The sequence below is a fragment of the Advenella alkanexedens genome (assembly GCF_019132845.1).
GTDB classification, from domain to species: Bacteria; Pseudomonadota; Gammaproteobacteria; order Burkholderiales; family Burkholderiaceae_B; genus Advenella; species Advenella alkanexedens.
Genome location: NZ_JAHSPR010000002.1, coordinates 34,992 through 59,245, shown reverse-complemented (window position 1 = coordinate 59,245; position 24,254 = coordinate 34,992). Strand labels below are relative to the sequence as shown.

The window sequence follows — 24,254 nt, the reverse complement described above, 5'->3', positions numbered from 1 at the left end:
CAAACCAAACCTAAAAGATTACAAATTAATATTTATCAGGGCTAAAACGGAATATCGTCATCCATATCCATGATGTTGGCGGCAGGGCCACTGGCCGGTGCCTGCGGACGCTGGCTTTGCGGTGCGCGCTGCGGCTGCTGGCGCGGTGCAGAATAAGAATCACTGAAACCGCCGTCATCCATGCTGCCTGTATCGGCACGACCACCCAGCATTTGCATCTGGTCGGCAATGATATCAGTTGAATAACGGTCTTGTCCGGTTTCCTTGTCTTGCCACTTGCGTGTTTTGATGCGCCCTTCCACGTACACGGCACTGCCTTTTTTAAGGTATTGACCGGCAATTTCAGCCAGGCGGCCAAAGAAAGTCACACGATGCCATTCAGTTTCATCACGCCGCTCACCGGTATTTTTATCTTTCCAGCTTGATGTGGTGGCAATAGAAATATTACACATTGCAGCACCGTCAGGGCTGTAACGAACCTCCGGATCACGACCCAGATTTCCCACTAAAATGACTTTATTGACTGATGCCATAAGAATTTCCTAACAATTTGTGTGAACCAGCCTGTTATCTTACAAATGCAGGTTGGTTTACTAAAGAATAATGTGCGCATTATAACCATTGTGGCTATCGCCCAGCACCTTTCAGGCCTCTTGATACAAAGAACCAGACAGCGGCCAGCAAGGCCCCCAGCAGAAAGACTTTTGGAGGGCCGGCATAACGTGCCACCAACCCGCCAATCGCGCCACCCGCCGCCACACCCAGTGCCTGGGACATATTATAAAACCCCAAGGCCAGGCCTTTATGCTCGGGAGGTGAAAAGCGGGAAACCATAGACGGCTGCAAGGCCTCCAGGATATTGAACGCAATAAAAAAGAGCACAAAGGCAATCATGGTAGCAACAAAAGACTGGCTGGCCAGCGGCATGACCGCCATCACTATAGCCAGGGCGGCCACACAGACTTCCAGGCTCAATTTATGGATATGGCGGGTTTCTGTATAGAAAACGGCCGGGACCATTAACACAAAGGCCACCAGAATAACCGGCAGATACACTTCCCACAAATTGCCCACCGTATAGCTACCCAGCTCCATGAGCAGGGGCGGCGCCACCACAAAAATGGACATCAAAATAAAATGCAGGCAGAAAACCCCGAAATTCAGACGCAGCAAATCGGCATGTTTGAATACATCGGCCGCACGCGACTGTTGCGATACCGCCTGGCCGTGCATGGGCACCACGGGCACGATGAAAGTCGCCAGCAGCAAACAGACAAAACCCAGCAGGCTGATTACCCAGAACAGGCCCGGCAGGCCACTCCATTCAACCAGCAAGGGAGACAGCACCAGTGAAACCGCAAACGAAACGCCAATGGAAGCGCCCACCATGGCCATGGCACGGGTACGGACCTCCGGGCGGGTGGCATCGGCAACCCAGGCGGTAATGGCAGCGGAAACCGCTCCAAACCCCTGAATGGCCCGACCAATAATGACCGTGGTGACCGATTCGGCATTGGCACAAATAATGCCACCCAGCACAAACAGCAACATGCCAAAGATAATGACCGGACGCCGACCGAGTTTGTCGGACGCCATGCCAAGCGGAATTTGCATAATGGCCTGGGTAATACCATAGGCCCCTATGGCTGCCCCCACCAACGCGGCATTATTGCCATTGGTTAAGGTTTTTGCGGCATCGGCAAACACGGGGGTCAGTAAAAACAGGCCCAGCATGCGCACGGCAAACAATAAAGCCAGGGAAATGCTGGCTTTTCTTTCAACAGGGGTTAGCTTGAGTTTTTCCCGTGGTTGCCGGGCAGCATGAGGGGAATCAGGTCGACTGGTTCTGGATTTAATGGACATGTAAAGAATTCAATGAATAACCAACTAATTGGAGGATATCTTTATGAGAGTGTAACGCAGACTGGCTTCCTGCGTTATAGTTATATATTCCACTGACAAAAACCAGACTCATCTTACTGGAAGCTAGTATTAAACAATGGTAATGGATACATCCCCCGACACAAACGGTGATTTCAACAGGGATGCAATCCGCATCCGCGGTGCCCGCACGCATAATCTCAAGAATATTTCACTTGATTTACCCCGTCATAAACTGGTGGTCCTGACCGGCCTGTCCGGTTCGGGCAAGTCTTCCCTGGCGTTTGACACCCTGTATGCCGAAGGCCAGCGCCGTTATGTGGAAAGCCTGTCAGCCTATGCCCGCCAGTTCCTGCAGCTCATGGACAAACCTGATGTCGACCTGATCGAAGGTTTGTCGCCGGCCATTTCCATCGAACAGAAAGCGGCCGGCCACAATCCGCGCTCCACCGTTGGTACCATTACTGAAATTCACGATTACCTGCGCCTGCTGTTTGCCCGCGTGGGCACGCCCTATTGCCCCGAGCACGGTGAACCGCTACAGGCCCAAAGCGTGGCCCAAATGGTCGATTTCATCCTGGCCCTCAAACCCGACACCCGAATTGCCCTGCTGGCTCCCATTGCCCGCAATCGCAAGGGTGGCTTCGAAGATGAATTCGCTCAATTTCAGGCCCAGGGCTTTATTCGCGTTCGCATTAACGACACCATGGTCGAACTTGACCGCATTACCCCCCTGAACAAAAACGAGAAGCACAATATTGACGTGGTGATTGACCGCCTGAAAGTGCGTGAAGACAGCAAGCAGCGCCTGGCCGAAAGCATTGAAACCGCGCTCAAGCTGGCCGATGGCCGGGTGATTGTGCTGGACCTTGATGAAAATATCGAACACGCTTTTTCCAGCCGCTATGCCTGCCCTGTCTGCAACCACAGCCTGCCCGAACTGGAACCCCGGCTGTTCAGTTTCAACAACCCGGTGGGGGCCTGTCCACGCTGTGACGGCCTGGGTCATGTCCAGGTTTTTGATCCCAGGAAAATTGTCGCCTTTCCCGAACTCAGCCTGGCCAGCGGCGCCATCAAGGGCTGGGACAAGCGCAATGCCTTTACCCATTCCCTGCTGCACAGTCTGGCGATTCATTACGGTTTCGATATTGATGAAGCCTTTGAATCACTACCCGAGAACATACAACACATCGTGCTGTACGGTTCCGGTACAGAGGAGATTTCTTTCCTGTACCTGGACAACAAAGGACACAGCACCTTCAAGACCCATGCCTTTGAAGGCATTATTCCCAACCTGGAAAGACGCTGGCTGGAGACCGATTCCAGTGCCGTTCGCGAAGAGCTGGGCAAATACCGCACCCTGCAAAGCTGCCCCGAATGCGAAGGCTCGCGCCTGCGCGCCGATGCCCGGAATGTGCTGATTGGCAATGAGGTGCGGGAAGGCACCAAGCGCGGACTGGGTATTTACGAAGTGGAAGCCATGGCGCTGTCCGAATGTCTGGAATGGTTCCAGGCCCTGCAACTAAGTGGCGCCAAGCAGGAAATCGCCAGCCGGATCGTGCGGGAAATCCAGTCGCGCCTGCAGTTCCTGAATGACGTGGGACTGAACTACCTGTCCCTGGACCGCAGCGCCGACACCATCTCCGGTGGCGAAGCCCAGCGCATCCGCCTGGCCAGCCAGATTGGTTCCGGGCTGACCGGCGTCATGTATGTGCTTGATGAACCCTCTATTGGCCTGCACCAGCGCGATAATGACCGCCTTATCCATACCCTCCAGCATCTGCGTGACCTGGGCAATAGCGTGATTGTGGTGGAACATGACGAAGACATGATCCGGGCCGCCGACTGGGTCGTGGACATGGGCCCCGGTGCCGGAGAACACGGTGGCAGGGTCATTGCCCAAGGCACGCCCAAAGAGGTCGAAGCCGATCCGCAATCACTGACCGGCGCTTACTTAAGTGGCCGCCAAAAAATCAATGCCGGCAAAATCCGGCCTCTCGAGGCCGAACAACCTTGGCTGAAACTGTACGGCTGCACCGGCAACAACCTGAAGTCGGTGAATTTGCGCATTCCGGTGGGCAAGCTGGTTTGTATTTCAGGCGTTTCAGGTTCGGGCAAGTCCACCCTCATCAACGATACCCTGGCCACCATCATGGCCAGGGAGCTCAACCGTGCCCAGTCAGAGTCTGCCCCTTACTCCCATATCGAAGGGCTGGAACATTTCGACAAAATCATTAATGTGGACCAAAGCCCGATCGGTCGCACCCCGCGCAGCAATCCGGCCACCTATACGGGCCTGTTCACTCCCATTCGCGAATTGTTTGCCGGCACTCCGGAAGCCCGCACCCGTGGCTATGATCCGGGCCGCTTTTCCTTTAACGTCAAGGGCGGGCGCTGTGAAACCTGCCAGGGCGATGGCGTGATCAAGGTGGAAATGCATTTCCTGCCCGACATGTACGTGCCCTGCGACACCTGTCATGGCAAACGCTACAACCGGGAAACACTGGAAATCCGCTACCGTGGCCGCACCATCAGCGATGTGCTGGACCTGACCGTGGAACAGGCCCTTGAATACTTCAGTGCCGTGCCCCTGGTGGCCCGCAAGCTGCAAACCTTGATGGATGTGGGCCTAAGCTATATCCGCCTGGGGCAAAGCGCCACCACGCTTTCCGGTGGCGAGGCGCAACGCATCAAGCTGTCGCTGGAACTGTCCAAACGCAGTACCGGCAAGACCATGTATGTGCTGGATGAACCCACCACCGGCCTGCACTTTGCCGACATTGCCCTTTTGCTGAAAGTGATTAACCAGCTGGTGGAGGCCGGCAATACCGTGGTGGTGATCGAGCACAACCTGGATGTGATCAAGGCTGCCGACTGGGTGGTGGATATGGGCCCCGAAGGCGGCCAGGGCGGCGGCACCATTGTGGCCGAAGGAACACCACGGGATATTGCCAACCACCCCCAAAGCCATACGGGACGTTATTTAAAAATACTGCTGACGTAATTCCCGGCGAATGATTTTACCGGTGGTGGTCATGGGCAATTCACGCACAAAGTGAATCTGGCGCGGATACTCATGAGCCGCCACCCGGTGGCGAACGTGGGCCTGGATGTCCTTTTTCAGTTCCTCGCTTGGGGCAACGCCCTCGTTAAGTACCACAAAAGCGCTTACCACTTCCGTTCGCTCGGCATCGGGCAGGCCAATTACCGCCACCATGCTGACCGCCGGATGTCCCAGAATGCAGTCTTCTATCGGTCCCGGGCCAATCCGGTAACCGGCACTGGTAATCACGTCATCGTTACGGCCTACAAAGCGGATGAAGCCGTCAGCGTCACGCACACCTATATCTCCGGTCACCAAATAGGCACCGGCAAATTTTTCCTGGGTCGCTTCGGGGTTTTGCCAGTATTCCAAAAACATGACCGGATCAGGTGTCCGCACGCCAATATTGCCTTCCTGCCCGTTGGGCAAGGCATTTCCCTGTTCATCAACAATGTCCAGAACATGCCCTGGCACTGCTTTGCCAATACTGCCAATCTGCGGTTCAAACAAAGCTGAACAGGCGGAAACAATCATATTGCATTCAGTCTGGCCATAAAACTCGTTAATGGTAATCCCCAGATTGCGTTTACCCCATTCAATCAGCTCCAATCCCAGGGATTCGCCGCCACTGGCAATGGTACGCAGCTTAAGCTGCCAGCGTTGTTGCGGGTTTTCTATATGGCGCATCATTTTCAGTGCCGTAGGTGGCAGGAAAGTATGGGTTACCTGATGCCGCTCCATCAGCGCAAAGGCTGCTTCGGTGGTGAACTTTTCAAACCGGCAAGCCACCACCGGGATACCGTGGTGCCAGGCGGGCATCAGGACATCAAACAGGCCACCAATCCAGGCCCAGTCGGCCGGTGTCCACATGACGCGGTCTTTGCCCGACAGAAAATCATGGGACATTTCTACCCCGGGCAAATGCCCCAACAATACCCTGTGGGCATGCAAGGCGCCCTTGGGCTTGCCGGTTGTGCCAGAAGTATAAATAATCACGGCCGGGTCGTCGGCCAGCGTGTCCACCGGTGTAAAGTCAGCCGCCTCGTGCCGCAGGGTTGGCCAGAAAGCCTGGGCATGATGATCGGATTGCCCGGCATCGATATTGAAAACCGCCTGCAACTGGGGCAGGCTGCCACGTATGTCCTGTAATTTGGCCATCCCTTCCTGGTTGGTCACCAGCACCCTGGCCCCCGAATTGGACAGCCGGTACTGCAAGGCATCTATCCCGAACAGGGAAAACAGGGGAATCGCAATCGCCCCCAGCTTGTACACGGCAATGTGGGCAATCGCTGTTTCCACGCCCTGCGCCAGCAAAATACCCACCCTGTCACCCTTGCCTACGCCTGCTTTTTGCAGCACACGGGCAAACTGGTTGGAGTATTGCTTAAGCTGGTCAAAGGTATAACGGCTGATATCGGTGGGCGATTTTTCCTGGATCAGGGCCAGGCGACTGCTGCCATCGGCCCATTTATCGCATACATCCACCCCGATGTTGTAATTTTTCGGGATTTCCCATTTGAATTCCTGATGGGTTTGCCCATACGTTGGCTTCTGGATTAGCACCCTGTCTCCTGATTCCGGATTATTATTAACCTGATTCTAGCATCAGGCTTTTCGGTCCTGCCATCAGGGAAAATCATATTGATCCTAGAACAGGACAAAGTGCAAGGTCACCACCAGTGGCACCAGAAAAGCGGTCAGCAAGCCATTCAGGCTCATGCCAAGGCCGGCGAAGGTGCCTATTTCATTGCTGATCTGGAAACCACGCGCCACGCCAATCCCGTGCGCGGTCAGACCCAGCATGAAGCCCCGGATTTCCGGTGACTCGATCCGGATGACTTTAAAAATATAACGGGCGGTCATGACACCAAAAATACCGGTCCCCATGACCCCCACTGCTGCCAGTGAAGCCAGGCCACCCAGTTTTTCACTCACCCCCATGGCAATCGGCATGGTGGCCGATTTGGGGGCCAGGGAAATAATCAATACATCCTCAGCCCCTAACAACGCGGCTACCAGAACCACCGACAAGACCGCCACCAGCGAACCCGCCAGCAAACCGCAAACCAGTGGCAACCAGGCTTTTCTGACGCGTTCAAGCTGCCTGGCCAAGGGGACGGCAAGAGCAACCGTGGCAGGGCCAAGCAGAAACGAAATGTATTGTGCGCCCACCATATAGTCTTCATAGGAAACCCCGGTATACACCAGGAAAGGCACAATCAGCAGGACCGACAGGGCAACGGGATTGACCAGGGGATGAAAGCGGCTTTTTTGGGCCAGCCAGGCAACCAGGACATAAACCAGCAGGGTCAGCAAAATGCCGAACAAGGGTGTTTTGGTAAACGGGAGCCAGAACTCATTCAACATCGCTCACCGCCTTTTTCTGGTTGTGGGCCTGCTTTTCAAGATGCTTCATGACCTTGTGCATCACCAGCGCCCCCACCGCCATGGCCAGAACCGTACTAATGACGATGGCGACCACCAGGGCCAGCCACTGGCCCTTCAGCAGGGTGTAAGAAGTCATGATACCCACGCAAACCGGAATAAACATGACCATCATGGATTTGAGCAGTTGTTCGGAAGCGGCGGCAATATGATGATTCAGGCCCGGCTTGAGCAGCAGGGTAATAAACAAAAACACCATACCCAGCACCGGCCCGGGGATGGGTAAACCCGAAAGCACCGATACCCATTCCCCCAATGCCTGGAAAAAACATAAAATGGCCAGCGTCAGTAACATTACACCCCCTGATGGTGATTCTTGTTCAAATGCTGCCATCTTAACCGTTAACGCACAGGACTTCCAAAATCAGGCGTGGACAGCCTGTTTGGCCTCTTCAACATTACCCTTGTATTTTCTGAATACAGAGGGAGAAACACCGTAAAACTGCTGGAATGCCGTTGAAAAGTTGGCCGAGCTTGAATAACCGATTTCTGCGGCAATGGTAAGGGTACGCAAGGAGGTTTCCAGCAACAGGCGTTTTGCCTCGTGCATGCGGGTATCACGCACGAATTCGAAAACACTGATATTGAGCTGGTCCTGGAAAGCCTTGGTTAAGCGCTTTTCGTGCATGCCAGCCACTTCCGCCAAATGACTGATTGAAAGCGGCTCATTCAGATGCTCTTGGACATATTTTTGCACAATGGATACCACCAGGACATCATCCAGGGTTTCCTGGCAGGAGACAGGCCGGGGCGAAAAAGTGGACAATGAATTCATGTCCTGGCTCTGGTTCAGACTCATGGATTGAAGCAGGCGCTTTTTACTGGCCAAAGACAAATGCACGGTGATCCGGGCGATCACCTCGAAGTCGGAACAGTCGTTGGGAATGTAATCAACCGCCCCGCTACGAAAGGCTTCCAGACGATTTTCCGGATTTTCTTCCTGCCCGTAAAAAATCATGGGGATATCGTTGGTAAAAGGATTGGCTTTCAGGCGACGGCACAGCGTGACGCCATTCAGTTTGGGTAACTGTATGTTTGAAAGAATCAGGTCGGGACGATTGGCCACTGCCCGTTCATATCCCTGTAAGCCATCAAAAGCATGGCTGATGCGGCAGTTTTTTTCCCGCAGAATATTCATCAGTGCGTTACGTCCATGTATTTCATTGTCGATAATCAGTATATGGGACAATGAAAAATCATCATTAGCTTGCATAATTGTGGGGTTTTTAAATTAATAACAATTGAGTCATTTCTAATTGTAAACAAATCTACACAAGATTGTTTTTGATTTTATTTTTGACAAAACAAAAGTTATTAAAATAAAAACCATCAAATCAAAAACAATCTTTTATGCTCTTTAATTGCATACCGGTCCGTCATTCCAGCAATATAATCGGCTATCAAACGGGCCTGCCGGACTTCATCCTGCGCACGGTAATCCTTGGGTAACAAACGTGGATCTTCCAGAAAAGCACTATATAAATCAACGATAATGCGTTTTGCTTTACCTGACATGCGCATGACTTTGTAATGCCGGTAAAGATTTTCCATAAGGAACCGTTTAAGCTCGTTTGCCTGCTTTCTGATGGGGTCTGAAAATGCAACAAGCATGGGTGCATTATATACATCTTTTAGTGTTTCGATCTGAAATGTTTTGATATTAAGCGCTGTATTTTGTGCCAGATCAACAATTAGAGTATTTATTATCCGCCTGATTGTTTCGGAAATCAGCCTTTTTTCTGAAACATTTTGATATATACCACAAACATTTTGATAATGATTTGCAAACAACTCCACCGACAACAATTGTTCAACCGTGATCAAGCCTGATCGAAGCCCGTCATCGACATCATGATTGTTATACGCAATTTCATCGGCCAGATTCGCCAATTGTGCCTCAAGGCTGGGTTGTGTCTTGTTGATGAACCGCTGGGCGACCTCTCCGAGACTGTGGGCATGGGAAAGGGAACAATGCTTAAGAATACCTTCCCGCGTTTCAAAGCTCAGATTCAAGCCGTTAAATAAGGCGTAGCGCTCTTCAAGCTCATCAACCACCCTCAGGCTTTGCAGATTATGTTCAAAGCCGCCTGCTTGCGGCATTTTTTCACGCATACAGGCGTTCAGGGCATCCTGGCCGGCATGCCCAAACGGGGTATGCCCAAGGTCATGGGCCAGACAGATGGCTTCCACCAGATCCTCATTCAGACGTAATGTCCTGGCCAGCGCCCGACCGATCTGGGCAACTTCAAGGCTATGGGTAAGGCGAGTCCGGAACAGGTCGCCTTCATGATTGACAAATACCTGGGTTTTATATTCAAGCCGCCTGAAAGCAGAACAGTGAATAATCCGGTCTCTGTCTCGCTGGAACGGATTGCGACCTGGGTCTTCGATTTCCGGATGAATCCTGCCTCGGGTATCTTCGGATTTGGTTGCATAAGTTGCCAGCGTTGTCATGTTGATTTACCTTTCCTGTGTTGTTTTCTTCAAAACCAGCGCCAAGTCTTCCCGGGGAACCGTTTGACTTTTCGCCTGACCGATGCCCGGCATGACAATGAATTTGATTTTGCCTCCTTCTGCCTTTTTATCGATCTGCATCAGCTCGATCCATCGGTCTATTCCCAGATCGGGCGCGGTTACCGGGCAACCAATGGCAGCGACCAGTGCCCTGACCCTTTCAACGTCAGCCTGTGGAAAACCGCAAACCCTTGCCGACAGTTCGGCTGCCTGCACCATGCCACAACCCACGGCTTCGCCGTGTAGCCAGGTACCAAAGCCCAGACCGGCCTCGATGGCATGGCCAAACGTATGTCCCAGGTTCAGGATGGCACGCATGCCGGTTTCCTTTTCATCTTCCGACACCACATAGGCCTTGAGCTCGCAGGAACGCTGGACGGCATAACCGATGGCCTCAGGATCCAATGCTTTCAGCTTGGCCACGTTTTGTTCACACCACTCAAAAAATTCGGCATCCAGAATAAGACCGTACTTGATGACCTCTGCCATACCTGCTGCAATCTCACGTTCGGGCAGCGTACTTAGCACAGCGGTATCGATATCAACGGCAATCGGCTGGTAAAATGCACCAATCATGTTCTTGCCCATGGGGTGATTGACGGCGGTCTTGCCGCCCACCGAGGAATCCACCTGCGCCAGCAAGGTAGTGGGCACCTGAATGAAACGGATACCCCGCATATAGGTGGCCGCGGCAAAACCGCACATATCGCCAATCACGCCACCGCCCAGCGCCACAATAACGGCACGGCGGTCCAGACGCTGTTCTAGCAAAAAGGTATAAATACTGTTAAGGGTTTCCAGGGTCTTGTAGGCTTCACCGTCGGGCACCTCGAAAACGCTGATTTTCTTTCCGCTGGCTTGCAATGATTGCAAAACGGTGTTGCCGTATAAGCCAAATACGGCAGGATTGCTGATGAGGACCACCGAGGTGGCATCTGGCGGAATGGAGGTACCTACCTGTTGCAATAAGTTGGGGGCAATATGAATGGAATACGCACCTCCTTCCGTGTTGACCTTGACAATACTCATACTCTACTCCTGATTTTTTTGCAACAAATTATGAATGGTTTTGACAACCGAAGAAATGGACCCTGAACCGGTTTCTATCGTCAGGTCGGCAACACTCTCATATAAGGATTCGCGCTGTGCCAGCAATTCGGCAATGCGGGCTTTAGGATTGGGTGTAGCCAGCAAGGGCCGGTTCCGGTCTTTGGCAACCCTTCGATAAAGCTCATCGGCACTGGCCTTCAGGTAAATCACGATGCCCCGACGACGCAAAATGGCCCTGTTGGCCTCTCTTAACACAGCGCCTCCTCCTGTTGCCAACACGATACCGTCAATCCGGGCCACTTCTTCAAGCACCATGCTCTCCCGATTACGGAACCCTTCCTCACCTTCAATGTCGAAGATGACGGGTATGCTAACCCCACACCGCCCGACAATCTCATGATCCAGATCCAGAAAATCCCGATTCATGGCCCGGGCCAGGGCCCGGCCTATTGTTGTTTTGCCTGCCCCCATCATGCCCACCAGGAATACCGGCTGCCTGGTGGACAGCCCGACTGGGGCAGTATCATGTATTATTTCACTCATATATTTAAAAATGTCGGTAATTTGAGACTTATTTTGCACAGTTTTGCATATTATCACTTGCAACCTAAGTGAGGAGCGCTAAACTGCACAATTCAGTTACAGAAACCCATGAGTTTTTCAGGAAATTCTGCCCACAAAGCTTTAAAATCCCGTGTAATGAGTAAAACTACCACACCCAAAAAAGAGAAATCGTCTTCCGGCTCATGGCTGGGACGGTTTATCATGAAATCCATCGTATTTTGCGCAGGCATCGGGCTTTGTGGCGCCTTGCTGGTCATCATGGCTATTGGTCTTACCTGGCCGAACCTGCCCGACCTTCAGGCCATGACCGATTACCGGCCGCGCATTCCCTTGCGCATCTATTCCGAAGACAAGGTCCTGCTGGCCGAGTATGGTGAAGAACGACGCAACGTCATGCGTTTCAACGAAATTCCCGATGTCATGAAACTGGCCGTGCTGGCCGCTGAAGACGACAATTTCTATAAACACAGCGGGGTTGACTGGTCTGGCGTAGGTCGGGCGGTCCTGGCCAATATCACCTCGGGCGCCAAAGCCCAGGGGGCCAGTACCATTACCATGCAGGTGGCCCGTAACTTCTACCTGTCATCCGAGAAATCGTTCATTCGCAAATTTTATGAACTTTTGCTCACCTACAAAATAGAAGACACCCTCACCAAAGACCAGATTCTCGAGCTTTATCTGAACCAGATTTACCTGGGCCATCGCGCTTACGGTTTTGCAGCAGCAGCCCGGACTTATTTTGGCATTCCCCTGTCAAAAGTCAGCATTGCCCAGGCCGCCATTCTGGCCGGTGTGCCAAAGGCACCCTCACGCTTTAACCCAAAGACCAACCTGAAACGTGCTATCGAGCGTCAGCACTATGTCTTGAGTCGCATGCTGAAACTGAACTACATCACCCAGGCGCAGTACGATGAAGCCATGAAGGAAAAAATCGTGGTCAAGACACGTGACAACAGCGCACCCGAAACCCAGTTTGCCCTGCATGGACAGTATGTTGCCGAACTGGCCCGCCAGCTCATGTACAACATCTACAAAGATAACGTGTATGGCCGCGGCCTGAATGTCTATACCACCGTCAATTCCAAAGACCAGGAAGCCGCCTATAAGGCTGTCCGTGACGGGATTCTCACTTACACCCGGCGTAAGCCTTATCCCGGCCCGGCGGCCCAGCTGGAATTGCCGGCAGGGTTTGAACAGAACCAGGAAAAAATGGAAGAGTTCCTGGATAAAGTCAAGCACGACTACCCGGACAGCAATGACATGCACACATACCTGGTGCTTTCCGCCAGCCCCACCAAGGTAGTGGCCATCCGTGATGCCGGCCATCCCATTGAACTAACCGGTGCCGCGCTGAACAATGCCAAACGTGCCCTGGTCGCCAAGCCCAATTCAAAACGGCACATCATGAGGGGTTCGGTCATTTACCTGCAAAAGGTCAAAGACAACTGGACCATTATCAATATGCCCGAAGTTGAAGGGGCGTTTGTAGCGCTTGATCCTACTAATGGGGCCATCAAAGCCATGATTGGCGGTTTTGATTTCAACCGTGGCGACTTCAACCGGGTTACCCAGGCCTGGCGCCAGCCCGGCTCAACCTTCAAGCCGTTCATTTATGCCGCCGGCCTGGAACGCGGTTTAACCCCTGAAACCAATATTTCAGACCAGCCGTTTTATTTAAGTGCGGCTAAAACCGGCAGCAAACCCTGGACACCCAAAAACTACGGGAACAGCTACACCTATAGCCAAACCATGCGCCAGGGCCTGTATAAATCCAAAAACATGATTTCCATTCGTATCCTTGAGGCCGTAGGCCCCGATTTTGCCACGGAATTCATTGAACGCTTTGGCTTTGATCCTGCCCGCCATCCCCCCAAAGGGGCCTACCTGACCATGGCACTGGGTGCCGGCAGCGTGACACCTTTGCAAATGGCCAGCGCCTATGCCGTATTTGCCAATGGTGGCTATCGCGTGAATCCTTACATTATTGATTATGTGACCGATCCCAACGGCACGGTCTTGATGAAGGCCCAACCGGCCAAGGCCGGCGATGAAGCCAATCGCGCACTTGACCCGCGTACGGCCTACGTCATGGATGACCTGCTGCGAGGCGTGGCCCGTAACGGTACGGCAGCCCGAACCCAGGCAACCCTCAAGCGCCCGGATATTGGCGGTAAAACCGGTACCACCAACCAATCCTTCGATGCCTGGTTTGCCGGCTATACACCCAAAATGGTGGGGGTTGCCTGGCTTGGTTTCGACCAGCCCCGTTCCCTGGGTGATCGCGAAACGGGTGGTGGCGCGGCCATGCCCATCTGGCTCGATTACATGGCCAGTGTATTGCCGTCCATCCCGGTTACCAAACCAGGTCCCTTGCCACAAGGACTGGTCAAGGCAGGCGATAATTTCTACTATACCGAATTCCCTGCAGGGCAAGCCATTGCAAACCTGGGCGTAGGCGGTAGCGGTTATGCCCCTGGCACCGAAGAGGCAGGAGCGGCAAAACCAGCCGCACAGGGTAGCGCAGATGCGATTGGCAAGCTGATCGAATCCTTCAACCCTCTGGGTGGTCCTCCCATCCGCTTCTAGCCACACAAAAAAACGCTCATTTTCAACATTGAAATGAGCGTTTTTTTGTTGCTGCCTGGCCAGTCTTACAAGGTGACGGTTAATGGCTGACCGGCAATTTCAGAACACAGGGCGGAAACATTGGCCGCCAGATCCAGACCACCACGGGTATCCTGCCACACCTTGCCATCAAAACGGTAATGGAATGCGCCACTGGGCGCAGCCACCCACATTTCCTGCAAGGGAGCCTGGCTATTGATGACGACATGCCGGGTACTGTCAAACACAAGGGTAAGCACCTGACCACTGCGATTCGCATCAACATCAATATCCAGATGTTCGAACCAGCCATCAGCCTGGGCCTGAATCTTGTCTAAAATATCGTCTGCACGTGCAAGAAATTCTGATTCAGTCATAATATCAATTCTTTAGAAAAATTTTTGGAGTCGTAAATTGCCTGCGTTTATAAAAATACACCGCAGTCTTTCAATTGCATCCCTGCTTGGCTTAAGTTTGGGGCTTTCCGCCTGCGGATACAAGGCACCTCTATATTACCCTACCCAAGAACAATTACAGCAAATAGAAGCACGCGAACAAAGGATAAAGGCACGCAAGGAAGCTGCCAAGGCTGCCGCCCGACAAGAAAAGGAACAGGCCCGTGCCCGGGAGCAGGACCCCAACACCACACTCCCTCAATAATTCCGTTTATTTTCATACACCGTTAATTCTGATTATCACTTTGCAATGACCACACAATCCCAACCCTTACCCACTCCCGCCGGTTCACCTTTCTTTCATTACGAAAACAACACCCTGCACGCTGAAGGTGTTTGCCTGGAAACCCTGGCCCGGGAACTGGGTACCCCCCTGTATGTTTATTCCCGAGCTGCACTCAAGGCAGCCTGGCAATCCTACCAAAATGCCATTGGCAGCCGTGACACCCTGGTTTGTTATGGCATGAAAGCCAATTCCAATCTGGCTGTCCTGAACGAATTTGCCAAATTGGGCAGCGGATTTGATATTGTTTCCGGCGGTGAACTGGCCCGCGTCCTGAAAGCGGGCGGGCAAGCCTCCAAAGTCGTTTTTTCAGGTGTTGGCAAACAGGACTGGGAAATTGAAGCAGCGCTTGAAGCCGGCATCAAATGCTTCAATGTGGAATCAGTCGCCGAACTTGAGCGCATCTCTGAAGCAGCCACGCGACTGGGAAAAACGGCGCCGGTTTCCTTGCGCGTGAATCCCGATGTCGATGCCAAAACACACCCGTATATTTCAACCGGCATGAAAGAAAACAAATTCGGGATCGAAATTGGTGCCGCGCCAGCCGCTTATCAAAAAGCCAATACCCTGCCCGGCATTAAAATCGTGGGTGTCGACAGCCATATCGGCTCGCAAATTACCGACGTCAGCCCCTATCTTGACGCCCTGGACAAAACCCTGGACCTGCTTGACATGCTTGGCCTGCAGGGCATCAAGGTGGAGCATCTGGACATCGGTGGCGGTTTGGGCATCCGCTACACGGATGAAATCCCGCTGGACCCCAAAGAATTGCTTGAGCCTGTTTACGAAAAAATGGCGCAACGTGGCTATGACCACTTGCAGCTGGTGCTTGAACCGGGTCGCTCCCTTGTCGGCAATGCGGGTGTCCTGCTCACGCGTGTCCAGTACCTCAAGCATGCCGAAGCGCGCAATTTTGCCATTATTGATGCGGCCATGACCGACCTGATGCGCCCCGCCCTTTATGAGGCCTACCATGGGCTGCTGGCTGTCAAGCCACGTGCACAAACCCCTGAAACCTACGATATCGTGGGCCCTGTTTGTGAAAGTGCCGACTGGCTGGCCAAACAGCGCAGCATTGCCTTGGAACAGGACGACATTCTGGCGCTTGAGTCCGTGGGTGCTTATGGTTTTGTTATGTCAAGCCAATACAATACCCGTCCACGGGCCGCTGAGGTCATGGTGGATGGCAAGAATTTCCACATTATTCGCCAGCGCGAAAAACTGGAAGACCTGTTTGAAGGCGAACAGCTCCTACCCTGAAAAACGAGAATCCCCTCATTTCTCAGCAGCCTGCCTGCCGCTTTGAATATCCCCCTTGCGGGGGTATTTTTCTATTTGTTACGAAAGACAAGTTATAATTCAATTCATCGATTGCGGTCACACAACCATGTTTAATTAGAGATGTCAGAAACTCCCTCCAAAACAGAAGCTGCCATTCAGAATCGCTGGTTATCAAGTCTCTGGAAAATGGCACCGTTTGGCATGATATGGGCCATTGGTGCCCCCCTAATGGCAGGGGGAGTCTTGGTATTCCAGGCCTGGATACTGGCAAAAACCCTCGACCAGGCCATCCGCTTATCAGTTCCCCCCACCGAGTTATGGGGGCAAATGTTGCTGATTGCCCTGCTGATTGCCCTACGGGCCTTGATGATCTGGTCTGGCGAAATGGCCGCTTCCCGGGCTTCCGAGCACATCAAGCAACAATTGCGGCAACGGTTTTTTGCGCAATTGCTGGCCCGGGGGCCTGCCTGGAGCAGGCAAACGCCGGCCGGCGCCCTCACCACGGCCATCCTCGACCAGGTGCAGGCACTTGACGGCTATTTGCAGCGTTTTCTGCCCGCCACCATTTCCGCGGTTTTTCTGCCCCTGGCATTTGCCGTTGTCATCCTGCCCATCGACTGGATCGTCACCCTGGTGTTCTTATTCAGCGCCCCCATGATTCCCCTGTTTATGGCCCTGATCGGCATGCGTGCCGAGGCCGCCAACCAAAAACACCAACAGGCGTTAAGCCGTCTGTCAGGCATTTTTGCCGACCGGATTCGTGGTCTGTTCACCCTGGCCTTAATGGGACGCACCCAGGACGAAATCAAGGCCGTACATTCGGCCAGCAAAAGCTTAAGCGACACCACCATGAAAGTATTGCGAATTGCGTTCCTTTCCTCGGCGGTCCTTGAGCTGTTTGCCGCACTGGGTGTGGCAGGGGTGGCCATTTATATCGGCCTAAGCTATTTGGGTATGCTGGGCGCCCATTTTTCGGGCAATACCCTGCAACAGGGCCTGTTCTGCCTGTTACTGGCCCCCGAAGTGTATATGCCGCTACGCCAGATGGCCGCCAGTTACCATGACCGGGCCACCGCCAAGGCGGCAGCACAGGGCTTACACCAGTTGTATGAGCAACTACCCGCCCACCACGACGACACTCACCCGCCACTTATCACACCCTCAGCCATTATCCAGCGCCAGGCACGCAACGGTAGCGGGCTTGTTTTGCAGGCACAGGAACTTGCCGTGCAAACCCCGCAGGGCCGGGATATTTTATTACCCGCCCACTTTACCTTGCGGGTCGACCAGCCCATCGCCTTAATGGGTGAAAGCGGCATTGGCAAAACCTCTTTGCTTGAGACCCTGGCCGGACTGCGACCCTACGCCAGCGGTCAACTGGTGCATTATTTTGCCAAAAACGAATATGTCTTGATTGGCCAGCAACCTTTTATCGGCCTGGGCAGCATCCGGCAGTTTTTATTGGCGGTCAATCCACAAGCTACCGAACAGCAATTATGGTCTGCCCTTGAACAGGCACAGGCAGCCGATTTTGTAACCAACCTGGCACAAGGATTGGATACCGTGCTGGGTACACGCGGACACGGCGTGTCTGGCGGGCAGGCCCACCGGCTTGCGCTGGCCAGGTTGTTTTTAACCGACCCTGCCCTGATCATGCTGGACGAGCCCACTGCCTATCTTGACGGGCAAACCCGTGATGCGGTTATCCAGGCCATTTTACGCTTTGCCCGGGGCCGTGCCTTGCTGGTGGCCACCCACGATGAGGCACTGGCAATGCAAATCGGGCAAACCTGGCGTATTCAAGATCAAACACTTATTATCAAGGAAAAAGCGTGAAATTGTGGTGGCAATTGGCCGAACCCTGGATTAAACAACATTGGCGCCTAAGCCTGCTGGCCCTGTTCCTGGCTTTATCGACCGTTTTTGCCGGCGTGGGTCTGCTAACCGTATCCGGCTGGTTTTTAACCGGTGCCTTTCTGGCCGGCTCGGCACAGGCGTTCAATCTGTTTCTCCCCTCGGCACTGGTGCGCGGGATGTCCATGTGGCGCATTGCCTCGCGTTATGCTGAACGGGTCTGCGGCCATATGGTCACCCTGGACCTGCAGGCGGAAATCCGTACCGGCAGTTTTGCACGCCTGGCGGCTTTCAAACCGGCCCAATTGGCGCAATACCGTGACGGTGATTTACTGGCCCGCTTAATTAACGATATCGAACGGCTGGACACTTTCTTCTTATTGATTATCACCCCGGTGTTTACGGCAGTCATTGCGGGCGCTTTTTTCAGCCTGCTCATGGGCACGGCATTACCCATGGTGGGCTGGATCCTGCTCCTGGTGTTGTGCCTGGCATCCGGTGTACTGCCCTATTTGCTGGCTCGTCAAACCGCCAAAGCCGGTCTGGATGTACAGGCTGCCAATGCCGAATTGCGGGCACTGGCTCATGAAGCCATTGCCGCGCATACCGACCTGCTGGTGTTTGGCATGACACCTATGGTACAAGAACAATTTGACCAGGCCGGCCTGCGCCTGGCAAAAGCACAGCAAAGGCTTACCCAGGCCGGCAGTTTTGGCACGCTGGTACAACAACTGTTAATGGGTGCACTGGTACTGGCTCTGTTATGGCTGGGCGCCAACGCACAGGCGCAACAGGAATTGTCCGCCCCGGTATGGGTGGGGCTATTGCTGGGGGCCATGGGCCTGTTTGAAATTTTATCACCCATCATGCGTGGCGCGGCAGGCCTGGGAGCCGTACAGGCCGCTGCCCGGCGTATTCAGGACATCACCGCTGGCACAGCAGCCAATACACCAACAGAAACCGACAAAGCCCTACCAACCGCAATGCTGCCCGCAACCGGCACATTACAGTTACAAGACATATGCGTTGCCTATGACAACAAACCGGTTTTAAACGGGCTTGATCTTTATGTCGATCATGGCCAGCGCATTGCCATCCGCGGCTTGAGCGGTACAGGTAAAACCACCCTGTTAATGGCCATCATGCAAATACAGCCATTATCATCGGGCACCATTACTTATGGTGGCGTAAATTTAAGTACGGTCAGCAGCCCAGTACTGTACCGGCATATGGCTCTGTTATCACAACACTCTCCGGTGTTTATGGGCACCATTGCCCACAACCTGCGCCTGGCCGATCCTGAGGCCCCTGACGAACGTTTATGGGAAGTGTTGAAACAGGTACATTTGGCCGCTCATGTTGAACAAATCGGTGGCCTTGATGCCTGGGTTGGCGAAGGAGGCAACACCCTGTCTACCGGCCAGATCCGCCGCTTATGCCTGGCCCGCGTTTTGTTGTCCAAGGCAAGCGTCTGGCTGCTTGACGAGCCCACTGCAGGGCTTGACAAGGCCACCGCCGATGCCTGGTTTACCAACCTGCAACAAGTGGCCAAAGACCGTACGGTGCTTATTGTGACCCATGCCGATGTGCCAGAGGGTGTGGTAGATGCAAGCTATATATTGACCGATGGACGTTTGCAGTTTCAAGCGCAGCAAAAGGCACAAAAGAACGTAGAAAAAAACACGGAAGAATGGGTGTAGCACCTGCCAGGCGATGCAACAACCTGGCAAGCGCCCCCTTTCAACCAAGGACCCGGTTTTAGCATTTTGCCCAAACAGGAAAAAACGGTGGCCAAATATAATATATATGGCCACCGTTTTTCTGTCCCGAAACAAACCGCTTTGCGCTGGCTACCTGTTTGGCCCGCTCATGCGGAAAGTCCCTGCATTCAGAAGCGCTTAAAGCTCACCGTATGAATGCAACCCTGACAGGAAAATATTAACCCCCAGGAAAGCAAAACTGGTAATGATCAGCCCAGCCAGAGCCCAATAAGCGGCTACCGTACCACGCATACCTTTCATGAGCCGCAGGTGCAGCCAGGCCGCATAGTTCAGCCACACAATAAAGGCCCAGGTTTCCTTGGGGTCCCACTGCCAGTAAGTACCCCAGGCATCAGCGGCCCACAGGGCACCCAATACGGTGGCAACCGTAAAGAACGCGAATCCCACCGAAATGGCCCGATACATGATGTCGTCCAGGACCTCCAGGGGCGGCAATTTGCTGGCAATGGTTTTACGGGCCAGCAAAATGCAGGCCACAATAATAATGCCAATGCCAAAATACAGAATCCAGAATCCGAAGTTTTCCTTGTCACTGAAAATAAACGGTTCTGACACCATGGCCCCCCCGACCAGTAACAGGGGAACCAGGGGCTTCCAGGAAACGGTTTCCCCATGCAGCTTGACCAGATAGGCAAACCCGACCATTGCCGACAGTGCAAAAGTACCATAGCCAATAAAGTTGGCCGGTACGTGCAGTTTCATCCACCAACTGCGCAAAGCGTTATTCAACGGGGTAATCACCGCCGCATCACGCTCAAACGTGTACCAAAGCAGGAAAATAACCGCTGCGGAAATCACCAGCAGGACAAACCCGCCCAAAGCCCGCGTGTTATAGCGTTTTTCATAATACAGGTAAAAAACAGCCGTAATCAGACAGAACAGAACAAAAACCTCGTACAGATTACTGACCGGAATATGCCCCATATCGGGGGCAATAAGATGGCCTTCACGCCAGCGAACCAGCAGGCCGGCAAAACCGAAAAACACACCTGCCCAGGTGAAAGCGGTCCCCATCCAGGCAGCGGTTGGGCTGATATAGCCCACCCAATACACCACAGTAGCCATGAAAAACAGGGCGCACATCCATAAAATGGCCGATTGTGATGACAACAGATATTTCAGCAGGAACTGGTTATCAGCCTGTGCCAGATTACCGTCATACAGGCCAATGGCCAGCAGGGCCGCCAGGCCACAGGCAATCATGAGCACCCGCAAGGGGCGCCACAGCCAGCCGACCCAGGTCACAAAAATGGTGGAACCCGCCAGAATGTATTTCTCGTAAATATCCATTTCATTGGGATAAGTCACAATGGCATACGCTGCCCCTGCCACCAGGATCAGAAAGAAAACCAGGTCGGTCCAGTCGGGCTTGCCGCGCAAGACCCGATTATCACCGGTTTCTGACATTTGATCTTCCCACTTCGCGGATGGACGCGTTCCCGGGGAAGAGTGTACCAAGGTATTGGACATATTCAATTCCTACTTTTTAGCCAAATCTGAAAAGTCTTGCCTGAAACGCTCGAACTCACGATTGAAGTCCAGCGTTCTTTTCTGTGAAGTCATTGCTGACATGATTTTACTGCTATTTGCCGTGTCACCCGGTTTAATCCACATCCAGATCCGGCGGTCACGGATATAAAACATGGCAAAAACACCGATAATAAGGAACAATGAACCCAGGTAAACAGAGCTTTTTCCCGGAGAACGGGTAGCCTGCAGGACACTGGCCTGAATATGCTCGAAAGTTTTGAGCTGCAGCATGACCGGCGCCGGATAGGCACTTAAATCGGACAAGGCGCGCAGGGATACATCAAACCAGCGTGCCTGTTTTTCCGCCTCTTCACGACTGTTTAAAGAGACAGGCGCCAGGCCCGCCTCAATGCGTACCAGATTGCGCAACTCAACCGCACTGAACAACAGATAATCGCGCAGGATCTTTTTCATGGGTTCCCGCAAATTTTCGGGAACCCGTTCCGCTTCGGGAACATCGGTCCCATCCACGTATTGGTCAATCCCCATGAAACCGCCTTTGGCAAATATCTCAAGGGCCTGTTCAGCCAAGGGGGTAATCATGTCGGCATTAAAGCGCTCATCTCGGGATTTTTCAGCAAAAGCACGAGCGGCCTTGCGCCTCATTTCAGGATTTTCAAATGCGGCGCGCATGGCCATGAATTCATCGAGCGTACCATTGTCATCGGCAGGCATGCGCACATAACGGAACATGCCCTCGCCCGGCAACTGAATTCCCGCCAGGAAAACCAGCGAATCATCAAGCAGCATGGGCAACATGTAATTATTATATTTGACCGACTGGTTCTTATCATCACTCAGCGTATAAGCAACGCTGGGACCCACATTTTGCACCTCACGCTCTTTACCCGCCGCACTACCGGTCACCGCCAGAATCTGCTCTTCAAAACTTTTCGGCTGCGGATTGCCGGCATTCAGGTTTTCAACGTTGATAGGTTTGAAATCATCAATCGTAACCCGATACTCTTTGTTTTCCCCATTAATCGTGGTGGTCAGTTTAGAGGTGCCGGCCACCTCCATATTCAACTCAAAGGTTTCAGTTGTCTGCCCGTCCAGTGGGTAGCCTGTTAGCAGCAACTTGGAACCACCGTCATGGAAACTGGACTGATAAAGGGTAATACCGTCCTTGGAAAAAGGATGGTTCACCTCGATAATACGGTTTTCAACTTCCTTGCTTGCCAGATCGGTAATGGTCACGTCACTGGCAAAGCGCTTGGGCATCCCATTGGTTTCGTAATACTCGATAATGAACTTGTTCAGCTTGATATCGAACGGCAACACCTGCAGGAATTGCTCACCGCCCAGTCCCAGCAAGGCGTAGCTGGAATTGCCACCCTCTGAAATGGAGACATTGCCACGGAAACTGGGGTTGGAGGAAGAAAAACGGGTTTCCTCCGCGACATCGGAAATATACTTCGCGGTAGCGGGAATAGGTGCTTTGCTGCCAAACCAGATTTGCAGGCGATTGGGCAGCTCACTATCAAGCAAACCACCAATACAGATCACGACAATGGCAACGTGAGCAAAAACATATCCCAGACGGTTGGCACTACCCTTTTTGGCAGCCAGCAACACACCATTTTCAGACACTTTTTCACGGAAGCGGTAACCTTCTTTTTTCAACCACGACTTGGACATGCGTACAGTGGTTTCCTGATCGAAACCGACTTCCACATTCAATTTATGGGGAAACGCCCGCAAACTGCCCTCACGGATATACTCACGAAAGGAGCGTATGTCCTTGATCATTTTAGGCGTATTGCGAAGCAGGCAAACCGTGGTGGATATCACCAGAAAACCCATAATGACCAGGAACCACCAGGTATTATAGATTTGCGACACCCCAAATTTACTGAAAACAGTGTACCAGAAAGTACCGAATTGATCAGTATATTGAAGCTCGGTCTGGTTTTGTGGCAACACCGTACCGATAATACTGGCGACACAGATAAATGAGAGCAGGCTCACCGCAAAGCGCATGGAGCCCATCAGTTCAAAAAAATCAGCAGTCCATCTTCTGCGGGTGGTATTTTTTGCCATCGTCAATTATTAATTCATAAGAAAATAGGGAGTGCCAACGTATGGACTCCCTATCTTAGATAACACTATCTGTAAAAGTTCCCCCGTATGTGTCGGGAGTAAACACTTGAACAAAATTAGCGGATACCGGCTGCGTAATCGGCAACCGCTTTCATGTCTGCACGGTTCATGCGGTTGGCAATCACGCCCATCATGTTTTCAGTGCCACCATTTTTACGATAACCGTCTGCAAAGGCAAGCAGCTGGGCCTCGAGGTACTCGGGGTGCTGACCGGACAAAGCGGGGAACGCGGAAGGCATACCCTTGCCGGTTGCGCCATGACAGGAAGCACAGGCAGGAACATTACGCTCGGGGATACCGGCACGCCAGATTTCCCGACCACGCTGCACCACTTCATGATCGGCACCCAGTTTGGCGGTTGCTGGCTGGGCAAGTGTTTGCTTGCTAATGTACATAGCCAGGTTCTGCATGTCTTGGGGCGTCATTTGGGCAACAATAGGTGCCATCATGGTGGGGTTACCCTGTGCATCAACCCGATTACTGGTTTTGGCACCTTCGGGGGTCTGGAAATTCTTGAGCTGGTTGATGATGTACTCATAGGGCATTCCGGCCAGACTTGGATACATGGGAACCATGCTGTTGGCAGCAACGCCATGGCAGGCCACACAGGCCAGAATACCACGTGACATGTCGCCATTGGCATACAGTTCCTCACCGGCCTTGGCATCAGGCTTGGCGGCAAAGCTGGAAGCGCTCATGGCCAGTCCCATGGCAACGCCACTTGTCACTAAAATTTTTGATAAAACTTGCTTCATGAATACCCTCTATGATCACAGCGGATCAGTACGCATTGGTCTAAATTAGCGTCTATTGTAAAAGATAATGCTTATAAACGTAGGAGTATAAACCTCAATCACTAAATTTAGGCG

19 protein-coding genes are annotated in these 24,254 nt (G+C 52.8%); 6 read left to right on the top strand and 13 right to left on the bottom strand.

All coding sequences use genetic code 11. From position 1 onward, the window contains the following. Window positions 1-41: 41 nt before the first annotated feature. Together ssb and KU392_RS02785 are read right to left on the bottom strand one after the other, a co-directional pair. Window positions 42-533: a single-stranded DNA-binding protein gene (gene ssb, locus KU392_RS02790; RefSeq protein ID WP_169293384.1), complete on the bottom strand. Its 492-nt coding sequence runs from the start codon at window positions 531-533 to the stop codon at window positions 42-44. A gap of 94 nt (window positions 534-627) precedes the next feature. Beyond that, a complete protein-coding gene (locus KU392_RS02785) occupies window positions 628-1,863 on the bottom strand; it encodes an MFS transporter (RefSeq protein WP_169293383.1) in 1,236 nt (411 codons plus the stop codon). A 142-nt stretch (window positions 1,864-2,005) separates the two neighbouring features. Here KU392_RS02785 and uvrA point away from each other — a divergent pair, with 142 nt between their 5' ends. Beyond that, the gene (gene uvrA, locus KU392_RS02780) at window positions 2,006-4,885 is read left to right on the top strand and encodes an excinuclease ABC subunit UvrA (RefSeq protein ID WP_217734496.1); all 2,880 of its coding nucleotides are present in this window, start codon (window positions 2,006-2,008) and stop codon (window positions 4,883-4,885) included. Here the strand turns inward: uvrA and KU392_RS02775 are convergent. The 7 genes from KU392_RS02775 to KU392_RS02745 form a co-directional block, all read right to left on the bottom strand. Beyond that, window positions 4,865-6,487, bottom strand: coding sequence for an acyl-CoA synthetase (locus tag KU392_RS02775; protein WP_217734495.1), 1,623 nt, complete (start codon window positions 6,485-6,487; stop codon window positions 4,865-4,867). The genes uvrA and KU392_RS02775 overlap by 21 nt on opposite strands. An 84-nt stretch (window positions 6,488-6,571) precedes the next feature. Then, entirely contained in the window at window positions 6,572-7,291 is a 720-nt protein-coding gene (locus tag KU392_RS02770) for an LrgB family protein (protein ID WP_169293380.1), read from the bottom strand. Further along, on the bottom strand, window positions 7,281-7,664 hold the full coding sequence (locus KU392_RS02765; RefSeq protein ID WP_169293379.1) for a CidA/LrgA family protein: 384 nt from the start codon (window positions 7,662-7,664) through the stop codon (window positions 7,281-7,283). The genes KU392_RS02770 and KU392_RS02765 overlap by 11 nt, the downstream gene beginning before the upstream one ends. Before the next feature lie 69 nt (window positions 7,665-7,733). Next, entirely contained in the window at window positions 7,734-8,558 is an 825-nt protein-coding gene (locus KU392_RS02760; protein WP_169293378.1) for a response regulator transcription factor, read from the bottom strand. Window positions 8,559-8,698: 140 nt separating this feature from the next. Next, on the bottom strand, window positions 8,699-9,823 hold the full coding sequence (locus tag KU392_RS02755) for a deoxyguanosinetriphosphate triphosphohydrolase (protein WP_169293377.1): 1,125 nt from the start codon (window positions 9,821-9,823) through the stop codon (window positions 8,699-8,701). A gap of 6 nt (window positions 9,824-9,829) precedes the next feature. Beyond that, the gene (gene aroB / locus KU392_RS02750; RefSeq protein WP_217734494.1) at window positions 9,830-10,912 is read right to left on the bottom strand and encodes a 3-dehydroquinate synthase; all 1,083 of its coding nucleotides are present in this window, start codon (window positions 10,910-10,912) and stop codon (window positions 9,830-9,832) included. Window positions 10,913-10,915: 3 nt separating this feature from the next. Then, complete coding sequence (locus KU392_RS02745; protein WP_246587263.1) at window positions 10,916-11,476, bottom strand: shikimate kinase; 561 nt, start codon at window positions 11,474-11,476, stop codon at window positions 10,916-10,918. Between the two features lie 156 nt (window positions 11,477-11,632). Here KU392_RS02745 and KU392_RS02740 point away from each other — a divergent pair, with 156 nt between their 5' ends. Continuing rightward, on the top strand, window positions 11,633-14,083 hold the full coding sequence (locus tag KU392_RS02740; protein WP_169293375.1) for a penicillin-binding protein 1A: 2,451 nt from the start codon (window positions 11,633-11,635) through the stop codon (window positions 14,081-14,083). A 65-nt stretch (window positions 14,084-14,148) separates the two neighbouring features. On the opposite strand, the gene cyaY is transcribed toward KU392_RS02740, so the two are convergent. Then, window positions 14,149-14,478, bottom strand: a complete 330-nt coding sequence (cyaY, locus tag KU392_RS02735; protein WP_169293374.1) for an iron donor protein CyaY — start codon at window positions 14,476-14,478, stop codon at window positions 14,149-14,151. A 37-nt stretch (window positions 14,479-14,515) separates the two neighbouring features. On the opposite strand from cyaY, the gene lptM reads away from it, so the two are divergent. From lptM to cydC, 4 genes are all read left to right on the top strand, one after another. Further along, window positions 14,516-14,761: an LPS translocon maturation chaperone LptM gene (gene lptM / locus KU392_RS02730; RefSeq protein ID WP_169293373.1), complete on the top strand. Its 246-nt coding sequence runs from the start codon at window positions 14,516-14,518 to the stop codon at window positions 14,759-14,761. Between the two features lie 45 nt (window positions 14,762-14,806). Further along, window positions 14,807-16,099 carry a diaminopimelate decarboxylase gene (gene lysA / locus KU392_RS02725; RefSeq protein WP_217734493.1) on the top strand — a complete coding sequence of 431 codons (1,293 nt, stop codon included), beginning with the start codon at window positions 14,807-14,809 and terminating at the stop codon, window positions 16,097-16,099. Window positions 16,100-16,240: 141 nt separating this feature from the next. Next, a complete protein-coding gene (gene cydD / locus KU392_RS02720; RefSeq protein WP_246587262.1) occupies window positions 16,241-17,956 on the top strand; it encodes a thiol reductant ABC exporter subunit CydD in 1,716 nt (571 codons plus the stop codon). Then, on the top strand, window positions 17,953-19,674 hold the full coding sequence (gene cydC / locus KU392_RS02715; RefSeq protein WP_169293371.1) for a thiol reductant ABC exporter subunit CydC: 1,722 nt from the start codon (window positions 17,953-17,955) through the stop codon (window positions 19,672-19,674). Before cydD ends, cydC begins: the two co-directional genes overlap by 4 nt. Before the next feature lie 198 nt (window positions 19,675-19,872). Here the strand turns inward: cydC and ccsB are convergent, their stop codons facing one another. From ccsB to KU392_RS02700, 3 genes are all read right to left on the bottom strand, one after another. After that, window positions 19,873-21,225 (bottom strand): c-type cytochrome biogenesis protein CcsB, encoded by a 1,353-nt coding sequence (ccsB, locus tag KU392_RS02710; protein ID WP_169293370.1) that lies wholly within the window; start codon window positions 21,223-21,225, stop codon window positions 19,873-19,875. A 9-nt stretch (window positions 21,226-21,234) separates the two neighbouring features. Continuing rightward, entirely contained in the window at window positions 21,235-23,325 is a 2,091-nt protein-coding gene (locus KU392_RS02705) for a cytochrome c biogenesis protein ResB (RefSeq protein ID WP_246587254.1), read from the bottom strand. 116 nt (window positions 23,326-23,441) lie between these two features. Continuing rightward, window positions 23,442-24,140: a c-type cytochrome gene (locus tag KU392_RS02700; RefSeq protein WP_169293369.1), complete on the bottom strand. Its 699-nt coding sequence runs from the start codon at window positions 24,138-24,140 to the stop codon at window positions 23,442-23,444. Window positions 24,141-24,254 lie beyond the last annotated feature (114 nt).

Coding starts and splice junctions, on each gene's coding strand:
- ssb (WP_169293384.1), bottom strand. CDS start 533: ATGGCATCAGTCAATAAAGTCATTTTAGTGGGAAATCTGGGTCGTGAT.
- KU392_RS02785 (WP_169293383.1), bottom strand. CDS start 1,863: ATGTCCATTAAATCCAGAACCAGTCGACCTGATTCCCCTCATGCTGCC.
- uvrA (WP_217734496.1), top strand. CDS start 2,006: ATGGATACATCCCCCGACACAAACGGTGATTTCAACAGGGATGCAATC.
- KU392_RS02770 (WP_169293380.1), bottom strand. CDS start 7,291: ATGTTGAATGAGTTCTGGCTCCCGTTTACCAAAACACCCTTGTTCGGC.
- KU392_RS02765 (WP_169293379.1), bottom strand. CDS start 7,664: ATGTTACTGACGCTGGCCATTTTATGTTTTTTCCAGGCATTGGGGGAA.
- KU392_RS02755 (WP_169293377.1), bottom strand. CDS start 9,823: ATGACAACGCTGGCAACTTATGCAACCAAATCCGAAGATACCCGAGGC.
- aroB (WP_217734494.1), bottom strand. CDS start 10,912: ATGAGTATTGTCAAGGTCAACACGGAAGGAGGTGCGTATTCCATTCAT.
- KU392_RS02745 (WP_246587263.1), bottom strand. CDS start 11,476: ATGAGTGAAATAATACATGATACTGCCCCAGTCGGGCTGTCCACCAGG.
- KU392_RS02740 (WP_169293375.1), top strand. CDS start 11,633: ATGAGTAAAACTACCACACCCAAAAAAGAGAAATCGTCTTCCGGCTCA.
- cyaY (WP_169293374.1), bottom strand. CDS start 14,478: ATGACTGAATCAGAATTTCTTGCACGTGCAGACGATATTTTAGACAAG.
- lysA (WP_217734493.1), top strand. CDS start 14,807: ATGACCACACAATCCCAACCCTTACCCACTCCCGCCGGTTCACCTTTC.
- cydD (WP_246587262.1), top strand. CDS start 16,241: ATGTCAGAAACTCCCTCCAAAACAGAAGCTGCCATTCAGAATCGCTGG.
- ccsB (WP_169293370.1), bottom strand. CDS start 21,225: ATGTCCAATACCTTGGTACACTCTTCCCCGGGAACGCGTCCATCCGCG.
- KU392_RS02705 (WP_246587254.1), bottom strand. CDS start 23,325: ATGGCAAAAAATACCACCCGCAGAAGATGGACTGCTGATTTTTTTGAA.
- KU392_RS02700 (WP_169293369.1), bottom strand. CDS start 24,140: ATGAAGCAAGTTTTATCAAAAATTTTAGTGACAAGTGGCGTTGCCATG.